Genomic DNA, 2,210 nt, shown 5'->3' with positions numbered 1-2,210 from the left:
CAACCACGACAAAAGGGTTTGCGTTCTCCTGCCAAGTTACATAACTTAATCTTAAATCTTGTCCTTGGTATAATTTTCCAACCCCAACCACACCAAACCAATCTGGACGTTTGTACCATAGGGTGTGGTTCTTATCATAGTAGAGATTGAGGTCAGCAGCGCTGTAAACTAAATCAGGATTCCAGTTAGTCGGCTGGAAAGTTAAACGTAAAAGTAAAGGTTGGAAAAAATGGAAATCGTCTGGCAAACCGCGTTCCTCTGGATTCTCACTAGGTAAATCATACATTGTTGGCAGGGTTAAGTGAGGAGGGAGCGGTGGGTCTGACTGAGGAATATAGTTAAAAACGGAAGTCATAGTTTTAAACTCAAATAAAAGTAAGTATAATTGGCAACGGAATGCAACGGATGTAACGGATGAGTTTTACAAATAGTGATTTCTAAGGGCGCCTCTAAAACCCTGTTTTACTTTACTGGCTGTTGTTTTGTACTTGTGTAGGTGAAGAGCGCTCTTCTTTGGAAGCATGTTTTTGCTTTGGTGCGCGCTCTTTTGACGACTCAGTTGGAAACGATGAAGCTACATCTAGTTCAAGTAATACGAGATTAGTTCCAGCTAGAGAACGTTCTGCGTACTTTCCCTTAAGACCGCCTGTCATTTTAGAGAAATCGTATTCAGGAAGTAATTCGTCCTCTAACTCGTTTTCATTGTTATAAAGCATAAAATCTCCTATGAGTACTTTGTTGCTTTCTGCGCGCGCTCTGTATAAGGATACGCTCACCTCGGTCAGTACTCGAGTTTTATAAGCAAGCAACCATATATAGATAATTCAATAGTAACGTATTGGCTCTCCCTGAGTACCTAAATTTCAATTACCGTAATTTTGCGGTTTAAAAAAGATTTTATAAATACTAGTATTGGAACAAATATCAAAATTTATAATATATAAAAAATTAGGAATAAACAATAGATGATAGGCAAGGGTTGCTTGTGGGAAGATTCAGATGATCAAAACGCTATTCCTAAATGTCAAAAAATTGCTTATGAAGACTATAAATTTGCTGATTTAGCTCTTCAAGCATCTGAGGCAATACTTAACGATTTGATAATTGGTATCCAAATGTTACCTATTTGCAGTAAACAAGCTCCGCATCTTATACATTGTTGCTGCTCCCAAAAAATCAGCAGTCAATACGACCCAATTCGTTTTTGGTTCAGGAACGGTAGCTACAGATAGGGCAGTTACAGTTCCAATTCCTATATCAATTATGGCTTTTTAAAGCCTGTAACTTTTCCTTGACATTGTTTAGAGTCGGCAGGGAATGGTGGTCCAACTCTCGCTGTATATGTTCCTGATATTACACCGTTGCTAATATTTCCCTTAAATTCGTAGCCATCCGTGTTAAGAGTGGCTAACCAAGTGCCATCGGGATTGACTTTTCCACTAAACGTATAGTTACCTCCGCTAAAAGCACCTTGCATCAAACCATCAGGAGAAATCGTTAGTTCTCGCAGTGTTCCAGTTTGCAAACACTGATTAGTTTTATTTGCTTCCTCAACCCATGAAAAAGAATATTTTCCATCAAGTGGTATTGAAGGATTTGGCTTGGGAGGAGTTCTATTACTACTATCTTGTACTAATTTGCCACAGACGACTTTTCCAGCATCTGTTTTTACACAGGTTCGTTGTGCTAATGCAGGATTACTGAAAACACAGACAAACATAGCTATTGAAGAGGCGCCAGCCAGAGCAATAAACTTGTAAGATTTTTTTAGCATTGTATTTTTGTTGATTTTACTTCAATAATATTACTGAAATGATTTTACAATATTGTTTTAAATAAAACAATTAATCTGAAAATTTGAAACAAATTCTGAAATTCAAAAGTTGGTGTGTTTCCGTTATTACTGTCTTTAAATGAACATTTTATGGACTCTTGTCTTCTGTCACTAAATCACCTCGTACCCAACCTGTGACAGTGATATAAGATGTTGAGTCATGCTTGCTTAAAGTTGTGACATTGACTTTAAGCCAGCAATAGTCATCTTTAACAACTTGTTGAAGAATAATTACAGGGTTCCCAGAAGATACCAAACAAAAAAAGGTACGAGCAGTTGGGAGCGATGCGATTTTGTTAAATCGAGCTTTTATTCTCAATTAAATCGTCTAATTATCAATAAAAACATGATTTTTGCGCTAAAAGTACCCCGAAAT

General features: G+C 37.1%; 4 protein-coding genes and 1 pseudogene. 1 reads left to right on the top strand and 4 read right to left on the bottom strand.

Annotated features, from left to right (window positions below):
* Together AC2JBO_RS44625 and AC2JBO_RS44620 are read right to left on the bottom strand one after the other, a co-directional pair.
* Positions 1–355: pseudogene (locus AC2JBO_RS44625) on the bottom strand (Uma2 family endonuclease); the annotation flags it as partial.
* A gap of 112 nt (positions 356–467) precedes the next feature.
* Positions 468–716, bottom strand: coding sequence for a hypothetical protein (locus AC2JBO_RS44620; RefSeq protein ID WP_496960032.1), 249 nt, complete (start codon positions 714–716; stop codon positions 468–470).
* A 249-nt stretch (positions 717–965) separates the two neighbouring features.
* Between AC2JBO_RS44620 and AC2JBO_RS44615 the strand changes: the two genes are divergently transcribed.
* Positions 966–1,232: a hypothetical protein gene (locus AC2JBO_RS44615; protein ID WP_496960031.1), complete on the top strand. Its 267-nt coding sequence runs from the start codon at positions 966–968 to the stop codon at positions 1,230–1,232.
* A 29-nt stretch (positions 1,233–1,261) separates the two neighbouring features.
* Here AC2JBO_RS44615 and AC2JBO_RS44610 read toward each other — a convergent pair whose 3' ends face one another.
* Both AC2JBO_RS44610 and AC2JBO_RS44605 read right to left on the bottom strand, forming a co-directional pair.
* Complete coding sequence (locus AC2JBO_RS44610) at positions 1,262–1,774, bottom strand: hypothetical protein (protein ID WP_496960030.1); 513 nt, start codon at positions 1,772–1,774, stop codon at positions 1,262–1,264.
* 148 nt (positions 1,775–1,922) lie between these two features.
* Positions 1,923–2,153 carry a hypothetical protein gene (locus AC2JBO_RS44605; protein ID WP_496960029.1) on the bottom strand — a complete coding sequence of 77 codons (231 nt, stop codon included), beginning with the start codon at positions 2,151–2,153 and terminating at the stop codon, positions 1,923–1,925.
* Positions 2,154–2,210 lie beyond the last annotated feature (57 nt).

It is taken from the genome of Calothrix sp. CBUCES-K 9914 (assembly GCF_059640475.1).
This window is presented reverse-complemented; position numbering and strand designations above follow the sequence as displayed.

Coding starts and splice junctions, on each gene's coding strand:
- AC2JBO_RS44610 (WP_496960030.1), bottom strand. CDS start 1,774: ATGCTAAAAAAATCTTACAAGTTTATTGCTCTGGCTGGCGCCTCTTCA.
- AC2JBO_RS44620 (WP_496960032.1), bottom strand. CDS start 716: ATGCTTTATAACAATGAAAACGAGTTAGAGGACGAATTACTTCCTGAA.
- AC2JBO_RS44615 (WP_496960031.1), top strand. CDS start 966: ATGATAGGCAAGGGTTGCTTGTGGGAAGATTCAGATGATCAAAACGCT.